The sequence below is a fragment of the Streptomyces ochraceiscleroticus genome (genome assembly GCF_000720485.1).
Classification (GTDB): domain Bacteria; phylum Actinomycetota; class Actinomycetes; order Streptomycetales; family Streptomycetaceae; genus Streptomyces; species Streptomyces ochraceiscleroticus.
The window spans coordinates 124,737-142,612 of record NZ_JOAX01000026.1 but is presented as its reverse complement, the minus strand read 5'-3'; the positions used below and the strand labels follow the sequence as shown (position 1 = coordinate 142,612).

Below are 17,876 nucleotides of genomic sequence, written 5' to 3'. Positions count from 1 at the left end.
TGGCGGGGTGTCTTCTCGCGCCCGCGCCCTGGCGGTCTGCTCCGCCCTCGTCATCGCGCTCCTCGCCGTCGCCGCCTTCGTACCGCTGCCGTTCTCGGTCGCCTACCCGGGGCCGGCCGCGAACGTGCTCGGCAAGCACAAGGGCGAGCCGGTCATCACCGTGCACGGCGCCAAGGCCCGGAAGACCAGCGGCGAGCTGCGGATGACGGCCATCGTCGCCACCGGCCCCCAAGTCTCGGCGCACCTGCCGGACGTGCTCAAGGGCTGGTTCCGCCGCGACGAGGCCGTGATGCCGCGCGACGCGGTCTACCCGGTCGGCGACAGCACCGAAGAGGTCGCGAAGCACAACGCCGCGCAGATGAAGCAGTCGCAGGACGCGGCGGTCGAGGCAGCCCTGCGGTACCTGCACCGCTCTCCGAAGGACGTACGGGTCGACCTGAAGCTGGCGGACGTGGGCGGCCCGAGCGCCGGCCTGATGTTCACGCTGGGGATCATCGACACGATCGACGGGGACGGCGCGGGCCACGACCTGACCGGCGGCCGGTCCATCGCCGGTACCGGCACGATCACCGCCGACGGCAAGGTCGGCCCGGTCGGCGGCGTGGCGCTGAAGACGCAGGCCGCGCACCGCGAGGGCGCGAAGTACTTCCTCGTGCCGCGCGCCGAGTGCTCCGACGCCCGCGCCAACCTCGCGAAGGACATGCGGCTGATCCCCATCACCACGCTGACCAGCGCGGTTGACGCGCTCAAGGCCCTGAACTCCGGCGGCAAGGTGCCCGGCTGCTGAACAGCCGGGCACCTCGTACCGCCACAGCTCCTCAGCCCGTCCCCTCCGTGATGAAGCCCTCCTGCACCAGCCAGTCCTTGGCGACCTCGTGCGGGTCCTCGCCGTCCACGTCGACCTTGCCGTTGAGCCGCTGTGCCGTCTTGTTGTCCAGCGCCTTGGTGATCGGATCGAGCACGTCCGCGATGGCCGGGTACTTCTTCATCGTCGGCGCGTACATCTGCGGCGCCGCGTTGTAGTTCGGGAAGAAGTGCTTGTCGTCCGCGAGCGTCTTCAGGCCCATCGCCTGGATGCGCCCGTCGGTCGTGTAGACCTCGCCGAAGGTGCAGGTGCCGCCCTTCTTGACCTGGGTGTAGATGACGCCGGCCGACATCCGCTTGATGTTCCCGGACGGGATCTTCAGGCCGTACTTCTTGACCATGCCGGGCAGGCCGTCGTTACGGGTCGCGAACTCGTTCTCCACGCACAGCGTGACCGCGTCCGGGTTCCGTTTCAGCAGCCCGGCCAGGTCCGAGAGGGTCGAGACGCCGTACTTCTTCTGGTCGGAGGGGAGCAGTGCCAGCGCGTAGGTGTTGTTCAGCTCGGAGTACGGCAGCCAGACCAGGTCCTTCTTCCTGTCGGCGGCCTTCACCGCCTCCCACTGCTTGCGCTCGTCGGGGATGGGCTCGGTGTTGCCGAGGTAGGTGATCCAGCTAGTGCCCGTGTACTCGTAACTGCCGTCGGCCGTGCCGGAGGTGACCGCCTCACGGGCGCCGATCGAGCCCTGGATGTTGGTCTTGTCCACCACCGTGGCACCGGCCGCCTTCAGGGCCAGTCCCATGATCTGGCCGAGCACGATCTGCTCGGTGAACTCCTTGGACGTCACCGTCAGCTCCGCGCCCTTGAGCGGCTGACCCTGATAGCCCGCGTCCTTGCCGGGCTCGACCTCGTCCGTCATCGGGCTGCCGCTGACCAGGCCGCAGCCGCCGAGCGCGAGCGTCGCGAGGAGCGTCCCGGCCGCCGCGAGGGCGGTGCTCCGGTACGTACGCCGGTTCCCCATCAGGTCGTCCCCTCCAGGCCGCGCGGCCGCATCAGCATTTCGGCGAGCGATGCCAGCCAGTCGACCAGCAGGGCCAGCGCAATGGTCAGTACGGAACCGAGGACCAGCACCGGCATGCGCTGGGTGACGATGCCCGCCGAGATCAGGTCGCCCAGGCCCCCGCCGCCGCCGAACGTGGCGAGGGTGGCGGTGCCCACGTTCAGCACCAGCGCGTTGCGCACGCCGGCCAGGATCAGCGGTACCGCCAGCGGCAGTTCGACCTTGGTGAGCACGCCCAGCGGCGACATGCCGACGCCGCGCGCCGCTTCGGTGAGGGTGGGGTCGATGGCCTGCAGCCCGGCGATGGTGTTGGCCAGTACGGGCAGCACGGCGTAGATGATCATGCCGATGATCGCGGCCCGGGGGCCGACGCCCAGCCAGATGACCAGCAGCACCAGCAGACCCAGCGCCGGGATGGCCTGGCCGAGGTTGGCGACCGCCATCGCCGCCGGGGTCGCCTTGCGCAGCTTCGCCCGGGTCAGCGCGATGCCCAGCGGGATCGCGATGATCAGTACGAAGAAGGTGGAGACCGCGGTCAGCCAGATGTGCTGGCGCAGCGCCAGCCACACCTTGCCGTCGTCGACGGCCTGGTGGGCGATGGAGTCCAGGTGCGCGCCGCGGAACCACAGCCAGGTGGCGAGCAGCGCGGCGAGCAGGACGAACGGCAGGAAGGTGGCCTTCTGCCAGGTGATGCGGTTCGGCTGCCGCGGGGGCGGGGGAGGCGGCTCCTGCTCGCGCTCGCCGCCGCGCACCTCGTCCCGGAAGGCCAGCCCCATGACCTCGTGCTCGCCCGGCGGGCGGGTCTCCCGCGGGGTCCGCTCCTCGCGCGGGCTCATGCCGAGGCCCCGCGGGCGCTGTCGGTGCCCTCCTGCTCCCGGCGGGTCTGCTGGGCGCGCTGTTCCTCCAGCTCGTGCCGGTGCTCGATGGCGTCCAGCCGGTCCGCGTCCAGCAGCTCGTGGACGTTGTTCATCAGCGTCGCCATGTCGACGACGCCGGTGTACTCGCCGCGCCGCCCGGTGACCGCGACCCGGCCCGCGTTGTCGGTGAGTACCGCCTCCAGCGCGTCCCGCAGCGTGGCGTCCCGGGTGACCGTGTCGTGCACCAGCGTGCCGGCCCGGGCGAGCGAGCCCTTGGCCAGCGTGAGGTCGCCGCGGCGCAGCCACTTGTACGGCCGGTTGTGCCGGTCCAGCAGCAGCAGTTCGTTGCTGGCGCCGTCGCGCAGCTTGTCGAAGATGGACTGCAGCGGGTCCTCGATGGTGGCGGTGGGGAAGTCCACGATCTCCACGTCGCGGACGCGGGTGAGGTTCAGCCGCTTCAGGGCCGCGCCCGCGCCCACGAAGCCGGACACGAAGTCGTCGGTGGGGTTGGTGAGGATGGCCTCGGGGGTGTCGAACTGGGCGATGTGCGAGCGCTCGCGCAGGACGGCGATCCGGTCGCCGAGCTTGATGGCCTCGTCGAAGTCGTGGGTGACGAAGACGATCGTCTTGTGCAGCTCGTGCTGGAGCCGGATCAGCTCGTCCTGGAGGTGGTCGCGGGTGATCGGGTCGACCGCGCCGAACGGCTCGTCCATCAGGAGGACGGGCGGGTCGGCGGCGAGCGCGCGGGCCACGCCGACGCGCTGCTGCTGGCCGCCGGAGAGCTGGCGGGGGTAGCGGCCGTGGAACTCGCGGGGGTCCAGGCCGACCAGGTCCAGCATCTCCTCGACCCGGTTCTTGATCTTCGCCCGGGACCAGCCGACCATCTTCGGGACCAGCGCGATGTTCTGGGCGACCGTCATGTGCGGGAAGAGGCCGGAGGACTGGATCGCATAGCCGACCTTGCGGCGCAGCCGGACCGGGTCCATGTCGGTGACGTCCTCGTCGCCGATCCTGATGCGGCCCGAGGTGGGCTCGATCAGCCGGTTGATCATCTTCAGGGTGGTGGACTTGCCGCACCCGGACGGCCCGACGAGGATCACGATCTCGCCGGCCTTGATGTCCATGGTGACGTCGTCCACCGCCGGGACCGCGCTGCCCGGATAGCGCTTGGTGAGGTCTTCCAGCTGGATGGCGGCGCCCGTTGTGGTCTGCTCAGGCACGGATCCCCCTCGGGATGGTCAGGCGTCCGATGAGGACGTAGGCGGCGTCGAAGAGGAGCGCGAGGACCACGATGCCGAGGGTCCCCGCGAGGACCTGGTTCAGCGCGTTGGCGCTGCCCAGGGAGGCGATGCCGCGGAAGATCTCGTTGCCGAGGCCGGGGCCGGAGGCGAACGCGGCGATGGCGGCGATGCCCATCAGCATCTGGGTGGCGACCCGGATGCCGGTCAGGATGGGCGGCCAGGCGAGCGGCAGTTCGACCTTGAACAGCCGGGCGGCCCGGGACATGCCGATGCCCTTCGCCGCGTCGACCAGCGTGGGGTCCACCCCGCGCAGGCCGACGACGGCGTTACGGACGATCGGCAGCAGCCCGTACAGAGTGAGGGCGACGACCGTGGGCGCGACGCCCAGGCCGACGATGGGGATGAGCAGGCCGATCATGGCCAGCGAGGGGATGGTCAGGATCGTCGCGGTCGCCGTGGTGGCGAGGTTGCCCACCCACTCGCTGCGGTAGGTGAGGACGCCGATGAGCACCCCGATGAGGGTGGCGAGGACCATGCACTGGAACACCGCGCTGGCGTGCTGATACGTGTCGATCAGTAGCTGGGTGTGCCGGCCGGTGACGTACTCCCAGAAGCTCACTCGGCGTCTCCTCGGTCAGTCCCCCGACGCCTGTTGCACCAGGGGGATGATGCGCAGCCGAACCGGATTTTCCATGACAATCGCGGTCGAGGCCCGCATGATGCCATCAAAGCCGACAACCCGGTCGATGACACGTTGCAGATCGGCGTTGGAACGTGCAACCAATCTGCAGAGCATGTCCCCATGTCCAGTCGTTGTATGCAGCTCAAGGACCTCAGGGACGGTTGCCAAATGATTACGAACGTCCGCGCCTTGGCCCTGTTTGATCTCCAAGGTGGCGAAAGCGGTCACCGGATAGCCCAGCGCCGCCGGATCCACATCGGGGCCGAATCCCCGGATCACTCCATTGGACTGAAGGCGGTCCAGCCGCGCCTGCACCGTGCCGCGCGCGACACCGAGCCGGCGGGACGCCTCCAGTACGCCGATCCGCGGCTCCTCTGCGAGGAGCTGGATCAGCCGACCGTCCAAATGATCGATCGCCATAGGTCCCCTTCCGGTGGTCATGCTGTACAGATCGCCCGAGAGTACTGGCCAGTCGCTGATCAATATGCGCAGATGAAACGCAAACTGTTGCGCACCTTGTGGTTCGGAGGGAGCCTGCCGCCATGACTGAGACCATCGATCATTCACCCGGTACGGCAGCGCAGGCGGACCCCTTCCCGGTGAAGGGGATGGACGCCGTCGTCTTCGCCGTCGGCAACGCCAAGCAGGCCGCGCACTACTACTCCACGGCCTTCGGCATGAAGCGCGTCGCGTACTCAGGGCCGGAGAACGGCAGCCGCGAGACCGCCTCCTACGTCCTGGAGTCCGGCGGCGCCCGCTTCGTCTTCACCTCCGTCATCAAGCCCTCGACCGAGTGGGGCCGCTTCCTCGCCGACCACGTCGCCGCGCACGGTGACGGCGTGATCGACCTGGCCATCGAGGTCCCCGACGCCCGCGCCGCGTATGCCTACGCGGTCGAGCACGGCGCGCGCGGCATCGAGGAGCCGTACGAGGCCAAGGACGAGCACGGCACGGTCGTGCGCGCGGTCATCGCGACGTACGGCAAGACCCGGCACACCCTGGTCGAGCGGTCCGGTTACGACGGCCCGTACCTGCCGGGCTTCGTCGCGGCCGACCCGATCGTCGAGCCCCCGGCGAAACGGTTCTTCCAGGCCATCGACCACTGCGTCGGCAACGTCGAGCTCGGGAAGATGAACGAGTGGGTGGCCTTCTACAACAAGGTCATGGGCTTCACGAACATGAAGGAGTTCGTCGGCGACGACATCGCCACCGAGTACTCCGCGCTGATGTCCAAGGTCGTCGCGGACGGCACCCGCAAGGTCAAGTTCCCGATCAACGAGCCCGCGATCGCGAAGAAGAAGTCGCAGATCGACGAGTACCTGGAGTTCTACGGCGGCGCCGGCGTCCAGCACATCGCGCTCGCCACCAACGACATCGTCGCCACGGTGCGCTCGATGCGCGCGGCCGGCGTGGAGTTCCTGGACACCCCCGACTCGTACTACGACACCCTCGGCGACTGGGCAGGCGAGACCCGCGTCCCCGTGGAGACGCTGCGCGAGCTGAAGATCCTCGTCGACCGCGACGAGGACGGATACCTCCTGCAGATCTTCACCAAGCCGGTCCAGGACCGCCCGACCGTCTTCTTCGAAATGATCGAACGGCACGGCTCGATGGGCTTCGGCAAGGGCAACTTCAAGGCCCTCTTCGAGGCGATCGAGCGCGAGCAGGAGAAGCGCGGGAATTTGTGACCGATCGGAGGAGGCCCCGCCCGATCGCTGCCGGACGGGGCCTCCGTCGTACCCGACGAGTACCGCAACCATCAATTGAGGGCCCCACGGCGAGTGTGGGGTCCGCGAGAGCGGCGGCGGTTTAGCCGCAAGAGCGGAAGTTACTTCCGCGATCTTCCGTGTATGCAACATAGATGCAAGGCTGGCGCCATGGACCTCATCGCACAGCTGCGTGCCGGACTCCCCGAAGAGGCGGTCCTCACCGACCCGGACGTCACCGGTTCCTACGCCAACGACATGGCCAGCTTCTGCGAAGCCGGCATTCCCGCCGTCGTCGTCCTGCCGCGCACCGTCGAGCAGGTCCAGCACGTCATGCGCACCGCCACCGAGCTGCGCGTGCCCGTCGTCCCGCAGGGCTCCCGCACCGGCCTGTCCGGCGCCGCCAACGCCTCCGACGGCTGCATCGTGCTCTCGCTGACCAAGATGGACCGGATCCTGGAGATCAACCCCGTCGACCGGATCGCGGTCGTCGAGCCCGGCGTCATCAACGCCACCCTCTCCCGCGCCGTGAACGAACACGGCCTGTACTACCCGCCGGACCCCTCCAGTTGGGAAATGTGCTCCATCGGCGGCAACATCGGCACCGCGTCCGGCGGCCTGTGCTGCGTGAAGTACGGCGTCACCGCCGAGTACGTGCTCGGCCTGGACGTCGTGCTCGCCGACGGGCGCCTCCTGCAGACCGGCCGGCGCACCGCCAAGGGCGTCGCCGGCTACGACCTCACCCGGCTCATCGTCGGCTCCGAGGGCAGCCTCGGCATCGTCGTACGCGCCGTCCTCGGACTGCGGCCCGAGCCGCCGCAGCAGCTCGCGCTGGCGGCGGAGTTCCCCTCCACGGACGCCGCGTGCGCGGCCGTCTGCGAGATCATGGCCCGCGGCCACGCCCCCTCGCTGCTGGAGCTGATGGACCGTACGAGCATCCGCGCGGTCAACGCGATGGCCAACATGGGCCTGCCGGACTCCACCGAGGCGCTGCTGCTCGCGGCCTTCGACAGCCCGGACCCGTCCGCCGACCTGGCCGCCGTCGGCGCGCTGTGCGAGGCCGCCGGCGCCACCGAGGTCGTCCCCGCCGAGACCGCCGCCGAGTCCGACCTGCTGCTCCAGGCCCGCCGGCTCACCCTCACCGCCCTCGAGGCGGTGAAGACGGCCACCATGATCGACGACGTCTGCGTACCCCGCTCCCGCCTCGCCGACCTGCTCAACGGCTGCGCCGCCATCGCCGAGAAGTACGACCTGACCATCGGCGTCTGCGCGCACGCGGGCGACGGCAACACCCACCCCACCGTCTGCTTCGACGCGGCCGACCCCGACGAGTCCCGGCGGGCCCGCGAGTCCTTCGACGAGATCATGGGGCTCGGCCTGGAGCTGGGCGGCACGATCACCGGCGAACACGGCGTCGGCATACTGAAGAAGGACTGGCTGGCCCGCGAACTGGGCCCGGTCTCGCTGGAATTGCACCGCGGCATCAAGCAGGCCTTCGACCCGCACGGGCTGCTGAACCCCGGAAAGGTCTTCTGAACAGGGGACTTGGGGCCGTTGTCAGTGGCAGCCCGTACAGTCCTGCCATGGACAACGCATTGATGTCGGCGACGCTGGTCATCCTCGTGCTTCTGCTGCTCAACAGCTTCTCCGACAGCCGTGCCAAGCGTCTGGAGCGGCGCCTGCGCGAGACGGAGCGTCGCCTGGATCTCCTCCTTGCCCACCACGGCATCGCCGACGACCGCCCCGAGCTGGCCGAGGTCGACGACCTGCTCCGCCGGGACCGCAAGATCGAGGCGATCAAGCGGTACCGGCAGTTGACGGGCGCCGGGCTGGCCGAGGCCAAGGAAGCGGTCGAGGCGCGAATACGCTGACCGGCCGGTCGCCCTGTGGCCCTGGCGGGCCCGCGGGCGGAGGATGGGCCCGACGACCGTCCATCGCCGGAACAGCCCGACGCAGGGAGCGAGAGCGCCGATGGCACAGACCGCAGAACCCGCAGCGAAGAGCAGGGAGTACGACGTCGTGGTGCTGGGCGCGGGCCCGGTCGGTGAGAACGTCGCCGACCGCGCGCACGCCCTCGGCCTGAGCGCCGTCATCGTGGAGAACGAGCTGGTCGGCGGCGAATGCTCGTACTGGGCGTGCATGCCGTCCAAGGCGCTGCTGCGGCCGGTCACCGCGCGCGCCGACGCCCGCCGGGTGCCCGGCCTGCAGGACGCGGTGGCCGGGCCGCTCGACGCCCGCGCCGTGTTCGCCCACCGCGACGCCTTCACCTCGCACTGGAAGGACGACGGCCAGGTCGAGTGGCTGGACTCGGCCGGCATCGACCTGGTGCGCGGCCGGGGCCGGCTGGCCGGGCCCAAACGGGTGACCGTCGACGGCGGCCCGGAGCTCACCGCCCGGCACGCCGTCGTGGTCTGCACGGGCAGCCGCGCCGCGCTCCCCGGCCTGCCGGGCCTGGACACGGCCAAGCCCTGGACCAGCCGCGAGGCGACCAGCGCGCAGTCGGTGCCGGAGCGGCTCGCGGTGGTCGGCGGCGGCGTGGTCGCCGTGGAGATGGCGACCGCCTTCCAGGCGCTGGGCTCCCGGGTCACGATGCTCGTACGGGGCTTCGGCCTGCTGGAGCGGATGGAAGCGTTCGCCGGTGAGCTGGTGGCCGAGGCCCTGAAGGAAGGCGGCGCCGACATCCGTATGGGCACCTCCGTCGAGGAGGTGCACCGCCCCGACCCGGACGGCCCGGTCACCCTCACCGTCAGCGGCGGCGACCGGGTCGAGGCCGACGAGGTGCTCTTCGCCACCGGACGCGCGCCGCGCACCGACGATCTCGGCCTGGAGAGCGTGGGCCTGGAGCCGGGGAGCTGGCTGGAGGTGGACGAGAGCTGCCGGGTGACGGCGGTCGAAGGGGGCTGGCTGTACGCGGTCGGCGACGTCAATCACCGCGCCCTCCTCACGCATCAGGGCAAGTACCAGGCCCGCATCGCGGGCGCGGCCATCGCGGCGCGCGCCCAGGGTGTACCCCTCCTGGAGACCGACCCCTGGGGCGCGCACGCCGCGACCGCCGACAGCGCCGCCGTCCCGCAGGTGGTCTTCACCGACCCCGAGGCGGCCTCGGTCGGGCTGACCGCGGAGGAGGCCGAGCGCGCGGGCCACCGCGTCCGCAGCGTCGACGTCGACCTGGGCGGCGTGGCGGGCGCGAGCCTGTACGCGGACGGGTACCGCGGCCGCGCCCGCATGGTCGTCGACCTGGACCGCGAGGTGCTGCTCGGCGTCACGTTCGTCGGCCCGGGCATCGGCGAGCTGCTGCACTCCGCGACGGTCGCGGTGGCCGGCGAGGTCCCCATCTCCCGGCTCTGGCACGCCGTCCCGGCCTATCCGACGATCAGCGAGGTGTGGCTGCGGCTGCTGGAGACGTACCGGGGCTGAGCGCCCCGTAGGGGCGCGGGGAACTGCGCGAGCAACCACGATGGCGCCGCGCCCGGGGGACCATCGGCACTCCGACGGCGGGGCCGTCACCCGTCGGTCAGACGATGTCCGGGTCGCCCGTCATCGCCGCGGCGATCCGCAGGTAAGGAGCGGCCTCGGCGTCGCGGCCCTGCCGCTGGAGAGTACGCCCGAGCATGAGCTGGGCGTAGCTCTCGACGGGGTCCCGCTCCAGGACCGCGCGCAGTTCGGCCTCGGCGCGCAGGAGTCGCGCGGAGTGGTAGTAGGCACGGGCGAGGAGGAGCCGCGGCGCGACCAGCTCGGGCATCTCGTCGACGAGGCCCTCGAGGATGTGCGCCGCGGTCGTGTAGTCCTTGGCGTCGAAGAAGAGTCCCGCACGGTCCCAGCGCTCGGCGGGGGTGCCGTGCGTGTAGTACGTCTCGGTCATGGTGGCGGCAACGCGCCGGAGTGGTTGAACATTCCACTGCACCACCGGGGCGGAACCGCACGTACTACGCGCCGCTCTCCGGCGACTCGTCCGACGGCCACGGGTCGCTCAGCCACAGCTCGTCGCGCGCGGCCGGCGCCAGCAGCTCGCTCAGCCCTTTGTCGATCCCGAGGTGCTCCTCCTCGGTGCCCGGCGGCACCAGCCGCAGCGTGCGCTCCAGCCACGCCGAGACCGCGGTGGCCGGCGCCTCCAGCAGCGCGTCGCCGTCCGGCGAGCTCAGCGCCATGCAGACCAGGCTGCGCCCGTCGAGCTTGGTCGGCCACACCCGCACGTCCCCGTGGCCGCACGGCCGGAAGACGCCCTCCACGAGCAACTCGCGGGCGAACGTCCAGTTGACGGGGGAGTCGGAGCCGATGTGGAAGGCGACGTGGACGGCATAGGGGTCGTCGGTACGGTAGGTCAGCCGGGCCGGCACCGCGACGCTGCGCTCCGGCGACAGCACCAGACCCAGTTCCAGCTCTCGTTCCACCACGGTGTGCATGAGTCACGCCTCTCTACGTTCCGGTGCGGGCACCCCGTGAACACCGCCCGCACAGGGATAGAGGCAGTAGCTCCCGGACCATTACGCGACTTCGTACAACTTTTTTCACAACCCCCTTCCGAGGGGTCCGGCGCCCGGACATACCCGGCGATCACCCCCCGTCTGATAGATGTGGTCGCTGTGTTGCGGCAGACTGCAGTAGCTCCACCACGTCAGCCCCCTCCGGCCTGAACACAGATACGGGATTTTGGACATGAGCGCGCCTTCGTCAGGATCCGCCGGCGGCAGCCCCACGCCTGGGTACTACCCGGATCCGTCCATCCCCGGCTACATCCGGTACTGGAACGGCGCCTCCTGGGTGCCCGGCACCAGCCGCCCGGCGCCGGCCGACGGCGAGGAGATGCCGGCTCCGCCGGCGGGTGCCGCGGCCGAGCCGGGTCCGGCGGCGCCGTCCGCCGCCGGGCAGCCGCCCACCGCCGAGGAGACCGGCCCGGTCTTCTTCGACGAGGAGGAGGACTCCGGACAGGTCGACGGGGAGGACCCCGAGGGCGCGGCGCTCGCGATGCGCGACCGCGGCGAGGTGGACGTGCCGTCCGCCGCCACCGCGTGGGACGACCCGCAGCGGCTGCACGGCACGGGCCCCGATGCGGGCGCCTCCTGGCAGGCCGACGCCTCCCACCAGGCCGGCTTCGGCGGCGAGCAGGACCAGCTGGTGTCCTGGGGCTCGGTCCCGCCGCAGCGCGAGGGCGCGGCCCCGGGCGCGCCGGCCGAGGCCCAGGCGTGGGGCGACGCGCCGCGCGAGGACGCCGCCGCGGCCGCGCGGGAAGGTTCCGGTCAGGAGGCTTCCGGTCAGGCACGCCCGAGCCAGGAAGGCGCCGCCGGTGCCCGCAGCGACGGCACCATGGCCATCCGCGCGATGGGCCCCGGCACGCCCGTCGCCGACGGCACGATGGCGATCCGGATCGACCGCGGCGGCGCGCAGCCGGGCCCCGACCGGTCGGCGCCGGCGGCCGGCCCCGCGGCCGCGCAGCCGCCGGCCGCCCCGAAGCAGCCCGCCCCCGGCTACGGCTATCCGCAGCAGAACGGCCCCTCCGTCCCCGGCCAGGCCGGCTACGGCTACCCGCAGCCGGCCGACCGGCAGGGTGGTTACGGCTACCCGCAGTCCGGCCCCGCGGCTCCCCAGCAGAGCGGGTACGGCTACCCGCAGCAGGCCCCCGCGGCCCCGCAGCAAGGCGGCCCCGGAGGGTACGGCTACCCCCAGCAGTCCGGCCCGTCCGCTTCGTCCGGCCCCGCGGCCCCGCAGCAGGGCAGCGCGCCCGAGGGCGTCATCCCCTGGAAGCCGCCGGTCGACAACCCCTTCGCGGCCGCGCAGACCCAGGCGCGGCCCGCGCCGCTCGGCCGCCGGGTCGCTGCCCGGCTGATCGACACGCTCGTGCTGTGCGCGCTGCTCGCGGGGGTCGTCGTCCCGCTGTGGAGCGCGGCGGCCGACCACATCGACGCCAAGGTCGAGGCCGCCAAGCAGTCCGGTGTGCAGACCACGGTCTACCTCCTGGACGGCACGACCAGCGGGTACCTGGCCATCGTGATCGCGGTCCTGCTGGTCGTCGGGCTGCTCATCGAGGCGCTGCCCACCGCCAAGTGGGGACACACGCTGGGCAAGAAGGTCTGCGGCGTGCAGGTGCTGGACATCGAGGGGCACGACACCCCGGGGTTCGGCGCGGCGGCCAAGCGCTGGCTGGTGTACGGCGTGCTCGGCGCGCTGGCCATCGGCGTGGTGAACGCCCTGTGGTGCCTGATCGACCGGCCCTGGCGGCAGTGCTGGCACGACAAGGCGGCCCGCACGTTCGTGGCCGAGGGCTGAGCGCCGAGAGCTGAGCGCCGGGCCGCGCGCCGGGCCGAGCGCCGGGCCGAGCGCCGGGCCGCGTCGCCCGGGGCCTGACACCGGCTCCGGACCGGCGCGCGGGCGTGCGCCCCGGACTGCGCGAGCGCGCCCGCGCACGGCGCGCGCCACGCTCCGGGGCGCCGCACTTCCTCCGAACGGCGCACGCCGGATGCGGCGCCCGGTGGTACGCGGTCGACTCGGGCCATGAGTACCGACGAGCCGAGGCCCGGATCCGGTGAGCCGCCGGAGAACGACCCGTTCCTCAAGAAGCCGCAGCACCCGCAGGAGCCGCCGCCCAACAGCGGCGACCCGTACGGCGGCGCGCCCCAGGGCCCGTACGGCGGCGGACCGCAAGGTCCCCACGGCGGTGGGCCCCAAGGCCCCTATGGCGGCGGACCCCAGGGCCCGTACGGCGCCCCCGATCCGCTCGCCGGGATGCCGCCGCTCGCCGGCCGCGGCCGGCGGCTGCTCGCGCGGATCATCGACGGCATCCTCATCGGCGTGCCGGTCGGCCTGATCATGTGGTTCATCGTCGGCGGCGTGGACTACCCCGGTACCACCGACGACAGCGGCAAGCAGACCGTGGTCTCCGGCGTCACGATGCTGGCCTATCTGATCTACGAAGCCCTGATGCTCACCACCCGGGGCCAGACCGTCGGCAAGATGGCCATGAAGATCAGGGTGGCGATGCTGGAGAACGGGGCGATCCCCACGGTCCAGGCGGGCTGGGTGCGCGCCGCCGTCTACACCCTGCCGGAGGTCATCCCCTGCTGCGGCCCCATCTTCTGGCTGGTCAACGTCCTGTGGTGCACCTGGGACAAGCCGTACCAGCAGTGCCTGCACGACAAGGCGGCCCGCACGGTGGTGGTCTCCACCGACTGACCGCCTCGCGTCTTACCGGACGCGTCTTACCGGGAGTGTTCGCCGACCCGGGCCTCGGCAGGCCGGGTCGGCGACGTACGCCGTCCCACGAAGCCCTCGGGCCGTACCTGTGGGGCGGCGACGCGCGTGCGGCGGGCGCGCGCGAAGCGCGGCAGCGGCGCCGTGACCGCGACGAGGAGGCCGAGCCCGAGTCCGGCGATGGCGATGACCGCGACCCCGATGCCCGCCCTGGTCTGCGAGAGCAGCAGCATGGCGAGGGTGGAGAGCACAACGGTGGCCGAACCGTAGGCGAGCTGTGCGGCAGTCGGTCGAGGCATGGCGGGTCCGTCCTCGGAAGCATCAGGGGTGTCAGTCGACTTGGCGCGCCGCCAAAAGACTCTACGGTCCTTACTGCCCGAGCGGAACGTCCGGTAAGCGTGAGTTGACCCACTGGCCCGGTGCACGGGGGGGCGCACCGATTCATGCGTCCGGCGAACCGCCGCCCACGGAGCGCCCGTTGGGTCCACCGTGCGGTCCGGACATCATCCGATACGCGTCCGATACGCGTACATGGCGAGCCGAGTAACGTACTTCGCTGATGTGTTCAAAACAAGGTCTGTCTTTTCCCCCGGCGTTCCGGTGCAATGCCACCAACGACCGTTTGTTTAGGGGAGGACAGCGCACGTGAGATCCCAGAGATTGCTGTTCAGATCGGCCGCCCTGGCCACGGCAACCGCCGCGATCGGGGCGGCCGTTTTCGCGTCGGGGGCCGCACAGGCCGACGGCCGTAACCCGGCCGCGAGCCCGTCCAACGACCCGGCGCCCGCCGAGCGGCCGGTGGACCACGACCTCAAGGGCCCCTTCAGCGACCGCCAGGAAGCGCAGCGCGAGGAAGCGCTCCGGCAGGTCATCTCCGGCGACGCCGAGACGACGAAGCGCGGCGGTTCGCAGGTCGTGAAGCTGGACAAGGGCAAGTACGTCGAGCTGGGCCGGGAGAAGACCGACAAGATCTTCACGATCCTGGTCGACTTCGGCACCAAGGTCGACGACACCACGATGTACGACCCGGACGGCGACGGCCCCAAACCGCCGGTGAAGAAGTACGGCGGCGACCCGGGCCCCGCGCACAACGAGATAGCCGAGCCGGACCGTGCGACGGACAACAGCACGGACTGGCAGCCCGACTTCAACCAGCAGCACTACCAGGACCTCTACTTCTCGCACGACAAGAAGAAGGAGTCCCTGGCGAAGTACTACGAGAAGCAGTCCTCGGGCCGCTACTCGGTCGAGGGCGAGGTCTCCGACTGGGTCAAGGTCGACTGGAACGAGGCCCGTTACGGCTCCAACTACTGCGGCCAGACCAACTGCTCCAACGCCTGGGACCTGATCCGCGACGGCGTGAACCAGTGGGCGAAGGGCCAGAAGGCCCAGGGCCGCACGGACGCGCAGATCAAGACGGACCTGGCCAAGTACGACCAGTGGGACCGTTACGACTACGACGCCGACGGCAACTTCAACGAGCCGGACGGCTACATCGACCACTTCCAGATCGTGCACGCCGGCGAGGACGAGTCCGCGGGCGGCGGTGTCCAGGGCACCAACGCCATCTGGGCGCACCGCTGGTACGCGTACGGCACGGACGCCGGCCGGACCGGCCCGGGGGAGAACAAGGCCGGCGGCGCGCAGATCGGCGACACCGGCATCTGGGTCGGCGACTACACGATGCAGCCGGAGAACGGCGGCCTCGGCGTCTTCGCCCATGAGTACGGCCACGACCTGGGCCTGCCGGACGAGTACGACACCAGCGGCACCGGTGAGTCCTCCGTCGACTTCTGGTCGCTGATGTCCTCCGGCTCCTGGCTCGGCGAGGGCAAGGACTCCATCGGCGACCTGCCCGGCGACATGAACGCCTGGGACAAGCTGCAGCTCGGCTGGCTCAACTACGGCACCGCGAAGGCGGCGACGGCGTCCACGCACAAGCTGGGCGTCGCGGAGTACAACACCAAGCACAGGCAGGCGCTCGTCGTCGAGCTGCCGAAGAAGGCCGTCACCACCTCGGTCGTGAAGCCTGCCGAGGGCGCCAAGCAGTGGTGGAGCGGCATGGGTGACGACCTGAAGAACACCCTCACCCGGTCCGTCGACCTCACCGGAGCGGCCAAGGCGTCCCTGAACCTCAAGGGCTGGTGGGACATCGAGGCGGAGTACGACTACCTGTACGCCGAGGTCTCCACGGACGGCGGCGCCAACTGGACCCCGGTGGACGGCACCGCGAATGGCCGGGCCATCCCGCGCGACGCCGGCGACAAGCCCGCGCTGACCGGCACGGTCGACGCGTACCAGGACCTCGTCTACCCGCTGGACGCCTACGCGGGCAAGAAGATCGACCTGCGGTTCCGCTACCAGACCGACGGCGGCGTGGCCCAGAAGGGCTTCGCGGCCGACGCGCTGAGCATCGTGGCCGACGGCAAGCCGCTCTTCACCGACGGTGCCGAGGGCGACGACGCGGGATGGACCGCCAAGGGCTTCTCGCGCATCGGCGAGTCCTTCACCAAGGACTACCCGCAGTACTACCTCGCCGAGAACCGCCAGTACGTCTCGTACGACAGGACCCTGAAGACCGGCCCGTACAACTTCGGCTTCGCCTCCACCCGGCCGAACTGGGTCGAGCACTTCCCCTTCCAGAACGGCGTGCTGATCTGGCTGTGGGACACCTCGCAGGCGGACAACAACGTCGGTGAGCACCCGGGCGCCGGCCAGATCCTCCCGGTCGACGCGCACCCGAAGGCCACGAAGTGGGCGGACGGCAAGCTCATGCGCAACCGCTTCCAGACCTACGACTCGACCTTCACCCGTGCCCGTACCGACGCGCTCACCCTGCACAAGGACGGCAAGGCCGCGAAGATCGCCTCGCAGAAGGGCGTGACCGTCTTCGACGACCGCAACGGGGTCTACTACGACAAGGCCAACCCGACCGGTGGCGTGATCGTTCCTGACACCAACACCCGGATCAAGATCGCCAAGGAGGCCCACGACGGCTCCACGGTGGTCCTCCAGGTCGGACCCGCGACTAAGAAGTAAATAAAGCCGCAGGTCACAGGCGTATCGGTCGTCGCCCTCTAGCGGGCGGCGGCCGATCGCGTTTAGATGCCTCCTGCGGCCTTCTTGCTGACACGTAGTCTCACGAGGGGTTCCCGACGCATGCCCCGACCCGGCGTGCGCCGGCCGCACGACCATGCACCGACCGCTGCACCGACCATGCACGGGGGAAACATGACCCTGACCGGCTCCGGCTTCATCAGGCTTCCGGGCGGAAGCGTGGTGGTGGCCCTCTCGCTGCCCAGACCGGGCGGCAGCGGCCATCGCGTACGCGTCCTCGTCCACGCCGCGAACCGCCCGCGCGCCCTGACCAGGCTGCGCAACCTCGGCCTGCGCGCCGTCTACCTGCGCGGCAACACCGAACCGCCCACGCCGGACGAGGTCACGGCCGTGCTCCACCACCCCGACGGGCTCGTCTGGCGCGGCGCCCCGGAGGACGACACGGAGTCCTGGCACCCGATACGGGCCCTGCTGCGCCCGTCCGTACCGGAGCAGCTCAGCCCGCGCTGACGTACCCGGCCGCCGGTGGCTCAGCCCGCGCTGACCACCGGCTTGCCCGTCAGCTCGGCCCCCGCCTCGCGCAGCTCCGCCACCGCCGCCTCGGTCGTGTGCGCCGCCACGCCGGCCGTCAGGTCCAGCAGGACGCGGGTGCGGAACCCCTCGCGCACCGCGTCCAGCGCCGTGGCCCGCACGCAGTGGTCCGTGGCGATGCCGACGATGTCGACCTCGGTCACGTCGTGCGCGCGCAGCCACTCCGCCGTCGAGGCGCCGTGCTCGTCCACGCCCTCGAAGCCGCTGTACGCCGCGGCGTGCTCGCCCTTGGAGAAGACCGCGTCGATCGCGCCGGAGACGATCGCGGGGGCGAAATTGGGGTGGAAGCCGCTGCCCTCGGTGCCGGCGACGCAGTGCGCGGGCCAGCTGTGCTCGTAGTCCGGCCGGACGGAGAAGTGGTCGCCGGGGTCGATGTGGTGATCGCGCGTGGCGACCACGTACTGGTATCCGCTGCCCGCCGCCTCACCCACCAGATCGGTGATGGCGGCGGCGATGTCCGAGCCGCCCGCCACGGCGAGGCTGCCGCCCTCACAGAAGTCGTTCTGGACGTCCACGACGATCAATGCCCGGTGCATGGTGCGTGCCTTCCGGCTGGGAAATGGGGGGAGGATGTGGCGGCTGTGGGGGGTACGGCAAACGCCGATGTGACCGAGGGTAGCCACTCGTCCGACGCTGCGGGAGTGGGCGCTGTACGGCGGTTCGGGACACACCGCGGCAGGCCAGGGGGCACGGGA

General features: G+C 71.0%; 18 protein-coding genes. 9 read left to right on the top strand and 9 right to left on the bottom strand.

Annotation, left to right across the window (positions count from 1 at the left end):
- Positions 1–7 precede the first annotated feature (7 nt).
- A complete protein-coding gene (locus tag IG84_RS0128970) occupies positions 8–787 on the top strand; it encodes a YlbL family protein (protein WP_031063274.1) in 780 nt (259 codons plus the stop codon).
- A 31-nt stretch (positions 788–818) separates the two neighbouring features.
- Here IG84_RS0128970 and IG84_RS0128965 read toward each other — a convergent pair whose 3' ends face one another.
- From IG84_RS0128965 to IG84_RS0128945, 5 genes are read right to left on the bottom strand one after another with little or no spacing between them, the layout of a single operon-like run.
- Entirely contained in the window at positions 819–1,823 is a 1,005-nt protein-coding gene (locus tag IG84_RS0128965) for a glycine betaine ABC transporter substrate-binding protein (protein ID WP_031063273.1), read from the bottom strand.
- Positions 1,823–2,698: an ABC transporter permease gene (locus IG84_RS0128960; protein WP_031063272.1), complete on the bottom strand. Its 876-nt coding sequence runs from the start codon at positions 2,696–2,698 to the stop codon at positions 1,823–1,825. Before IG84_RS0128960 ends, IG84_RS0128965 begins: the two co-directional genes overlap by 1 nt.
- Positions 2,695–3,939 carry an ABC transporter ATP-binding protein gene (locus IG84_RS0128955; RefSeq protein WP_031063271.1) on the bottom strand — a complete coding sequence of 415 codons (1,245 nt, stop codon included), beginning with the start codon at positions 3,937–3,939 and terminating at the stop codon, positions 2,695–2,697. Before IG84_RS0128955 ends, IG84_RS0128960 begins: the two co-directional genes overlap by 4 nt.
- Entirely contained in the window at positions 3,932–4,579 is a 648-nt protein-coding gene (locus IG84_RS0128950) for an ABC transporter permease (protein WP_031063270.1), read from the bottom strand. The genes IG84_RS0128955 and IG84_RS0128950 overlap by 8 nt, the downstream gene beginning before the upstream one ends.
- 15 nt (positions 4,580–4,594) lie before the next feature.
- Positions 4,595–5,062, bottom strand: coding sequence for an Lrp/AsnC family transcriptional regulator (locus IG84_RS0128945; protein ID WP_031063268.1), 468 nt, complete (start codon positions 5,060–5,062; stop codon positions 4,595–4,597).
- Between the two features lie 122 nt (positions 5,063–5,184).
- Between IG84_RS0128945 and hppD the strand changes: the two genes are divergently transcribed.
- From hppD to IG84_RS0128925, 4 genes are all read left to right on the top strand, one after another.
- The gene (gene hppD / locus IG84_RS0128940; protein ID WP_031063267.1) at positions 5,185–6,330 is read left to right on the top strand and encodes a 4-hydroxyphenylpyruvate dioxygenase; all 1,146 of its coding nucleotides are present in this window, start codon (positions 5,185–5,187) and stop codon (positions 6,328–6,330) included.
- Between the two features lie 189 nt (positions 6,331–6,519).
- Positions 6,520–7,884 carry an FAD-binding oxidoreductase gene (locus IG84_RS0128935; protein WP_031063265.1) on the top strand — a complete coding sequence of 455 codons (1,365 nt, stop codon included), beginning with the start codon at positions 6,520–6,522 and terminating at the stop codon, positions 7,882–7,884.
- A 47-nt stretch (positions 7,885–7,931) separates the two neighbouring features.
- Positions 7,932–8,219, top strand: coding sequence for a ribosomal protein L7/L12 (locus IG84_RS0128930; RefSeq protein WP_031063260.1), 288 nt, complete (start codon positions 7,932–7,934; stop codon positions 8,217–8,219).
- Positions 8,220–8,319: 100 nt separating this feature from the next.
- Positions 8,320–9,765 (top strand): dihydrolipoyl dehydrogenase family protein, encoded by a 1,446-nt coding sequence (locus tag IG84_RS0128925; protein ID WP_031063258.1) that lies wholly within the window; start codon positions 8,320–8,322, stop codon positions 9,763–9,765.
- A gap of 97 nt (positions 9,766–9,862) precedes the next feature.
- Here IG84_RS0128925 and IG84_RS0128920 read toward each other — a convergent pair whose 3' ends face one another.
- Positions 9,863–10,210 carry a tetratricopeptide repeat protein gene (locus tag IG84_RS0128920; RefSeq protein ID WP_031063256.1) on the bottom strand — a complete coding sequence of 116 codons (348 nt, stop codon included), beginning with the start codon at positions 10,208–10,210 and terminating at the stop codon, positions 9,863–9,865.
- Between the two features lie 64 nt (positions 10,211–10,274).
- Positions 10,275–10,751: an SsgA family sporulation/cell division regulator gene (locus IG84_RS0128915; protein ID WP_031063254.1), complete on the bottom strand. Its 477-nt coding sequence runs from the start codon at positions 10,749–10,751 to the stop codon at positions 10,275–10,277.
- A gap of 253 nt (positions 10,752–11,004) precedes the next feature.
- Between IG84_RS0128915 and IG84_RS0128910 the strand changes: the two genes are divergently transcribed.
- Both IG84_RS0128910 and IG84_RS0128905 read left to right on the top strand, forming a co-directional pair.
- A complete protein-coding gene (locus IG84_RS0128910; protein ID WP_031063252.1) occupies positions 11,005–12,612 on the top strand; it encodes an RDD family protein in 1,608 nt (535 codons plus the stop codon).
- A gap of 225 nt (positions 12,613–12,837) precedes the next feature.
- Positions 12,838–13,515 carry an RDD family protein gene (locus IG84_RS0128905; RefSeq protein ID WP_031063248.1) on the top strand — a complete coding sequence of 226 codons (678 nt, stop codon included), beginning with the start codon at positions 12,838–12,840 and terminating at the stop codon, positions 13,513–13,515.
- A gap of 26 nt (positions 13,516–13,541) precedes the next feature.
- On the opposite strand, the gene IG84_RS38265 is transcribed toward IG84_RS0128905, so the two are convergent.
- On the bottom strand, positions 13,542–13,832 hold the full coding sequence (locus tag IG84_RS38265) for a hypothetical protein (protein WP_037800964.1): 291 nt from the start codon (positions 13,830–13,832) through the stop codon (positions 13,542–13,544).
- Positions 13,833–14,178: 346 nt separating this feature from the next.
- Between IG84_RS38265 and IG84_RS0128895 the strand changes: the two genes are divergently transcribed.
- Both IG84_RS0128895 and IG84_RS0128890 read left to right on the top strand, forming a co-directional pair.
- Positions 14,179–16,572 carry an immune inhibitor A domain-containing protein gene (locus tag IG84_RS0128895; protein ID WP_031063245.1) on the top strand — a complete coding sequence of 798 codons (2,394 nt, stop codon included), beginning with the start codon at positions 14,179–14,181 and terminating at the stop codon, positions 16,570–16,572.
- A gap of 192 nt (positions 16,573–16,764) precedes the next feature.
- On the top strand, positions 16,765–17,100 hold the full coding sequence (locus IG84_RS0128890; RefSeq protein WP_037800963.1) for a hypothetical protein: 336 nt from the start codon (positions 16,765–16,767) through the stop codon (positions 17,098–17,100).
- A 20-nt stretch (positions 17,101–17,120) separates the two neighbouring features.
- Here the strand turns inward: IG84_RS0128890 and IG84_RS0128885 are convergent, their stop codons facing one another.
- Positions 17,121–17,717 carry an isochorismatase family protein gene (locus IG84_RS0128885; RefSeq protein WP_031063239.1) on the bottom strand — a complete coding sequence of 199 codons (597 nt, stop codon included), beginning with the start codon at positions 17,715–17,717 and terminating at the stop codon, positions 17,121–17,123.
- Positions 17,718–17,876: the final 159 nt, after the last annotated feature.

What these genes read in the sequence shown, in the direction of transcription:
- IG84_RS0128965 (WP_031063273.1), bottom strand. Translation starts at nt 1,823, where the DNA reads ATGGGGAACCGGCGTACGTACCGGAGCACCGCCCTCGCGGCGGCCGGG.
- IG84_RS0128960 (WP_031063272.1), bottom strand. Translation starts at nt 2,698, where the DNA reads ATGAGCCCGCGCGAGGAGCGGACCCCGCGGGAGACCCGCCCGCCGGGC.
- IG84_RS0128945 (WP_031063268.1), bottom strand. Translation starts at nt 5,062, where the DNA reads ATGGCGATCGATCATTTGGACGGTCGGCTGATCCAGCTCCTCGCAGAG.
- hppD (WP_031063267.1), top strand. Translation starts at nt 5,185, where the DNA reads ATGACTGAGACCATCGATCATTCACCCGGTACGGCAGCGCAGGCGGAC.
- IG84_RS0128935 (WP_031063265.1), top strand. Translation starts at nt 6,520, where the DNA reads ATGGACCTCATCGCACAGCTGCGTGCCGGACTCCCCGAAGAGGCGGTC.
- IG84_RS0128930 (WP_031063260.1), top strand. Translation starts at nt 7,932, where the DNA reads ATGGACAACGCATTGATGTCGGCGACGCTGGTCATCCTCGTGCTTCTG.
- IG84_RS0128925 (WP_031063258.1), top strand. Translation starts at nt 8,320, where the DNA reads ATGGCACAGACCGCAGAACCCGCAGCGAAGAGCAGGGAGTACGACGTC.
- IG84_RS0128920 (WP_031063256.1), bottom strand. Translation starts at nt 10,210, where the DNA reads ATGACCGAGACGTACTACACGCACGGCACCCCCGCCGAGCGCTGGGAC.
- IG84_RS0128915 (WP_031063254.1), bottom strand. Translation starts at nt 10,751, where the DNA reads ATGCACACCGTGGTGGAACGAGAGCTGGAACTGGGTCTGGTGCTGTCG.
- IG84_RS0128910 (WP_031063252.1), top strand. Translation starts at nt 11,005, where the DNA reads ATGAGCGCGCCTTCGTCAGGATCCGCCGGCGGCAGCCCCACGCCTGGG.
- IG84_RS0128905 (WP_031063248.1), top strand. Translation starts at nt 12,838, where the DNA reads ATGAGTACCGACGAGCCGAGGCCCGGATCCGGTGAGCCGCCGGAGAAC.
- IG84_RS38265 (WP_037800964.1), bottom strand. Translation starts at nt 13,832, where the DNA reads ATGCCTCGACCGACTGCCGCACAGCTCGCCTACGGTTCGGCCACCGTT.
- IG84_RS0128890 (WP_037800963.1), top strand. Translation starts at nt 16,765, where the DNA reads ATGACCCTGACCGGCTCCGGCTTCATCAGGCTTCCGGGCGGAAGCGTG.
- IG84_RS0128885 (WP_031063239.1), bottom strand. Translation starts at nt 17,717, where the DNA reads ATGCACCGGGCATTGATCGTCGTGGACGTCCAGAACGACTTCTGTGAG.